Genomic DNA, 329 nt, shown 5'->3' with positions numbered 1-329 from the left:
TGATCTCGCGGTAATCGATATCATGGTCCATCATGCCCTCTTTTACATCAATGTCGGCGTAGCGGGTGACGCGGAACAGGCATTTTTCCTGTACGGCATCCTTGCCGAAGATAAGGGACGCGTAATGCAGCACCAGTTCCTCGGTCAGGGCAAACTCGGTCTTGCCCTCCCGGCGCACCAGGATCAGCCGCTCCATCTGGCTGGAGATAGGGATCATGCCAACGCTCTGGCCCTCTTTCTCCTTGAGCAGAGCGCCAAGGTAGATTTCCTTATTGCCCAGGAACGTGAACGGGTGGCGGTTGTCCACGATCTGCGGGCTGAGGATGGGG

1 pseudogene is annotated in these 329 nt (G+C 57.1%); it reads right to left on the bottom strand.

Annotated elements, in window-relative coordinates:
- Nucleotides 1–329 (bottom strand): annotated as a pseudogene (locus P0G09_RS16555) (polyphosphate kinase 1); the annotation flags it as partial.

This window comes from Faecalibacterium sp. DFI.5.82 (assembly GCF_029076575.1).
Lineage (GTDB): Bacteria > Bacillota > Clostridia > Oscillospirales > Ruminococcaceae > Faecalibacterium > Faecalibacterium duncaniae.
This window is presented reverse-complemented; position numbering and strand designations above follow the sequence as displayed.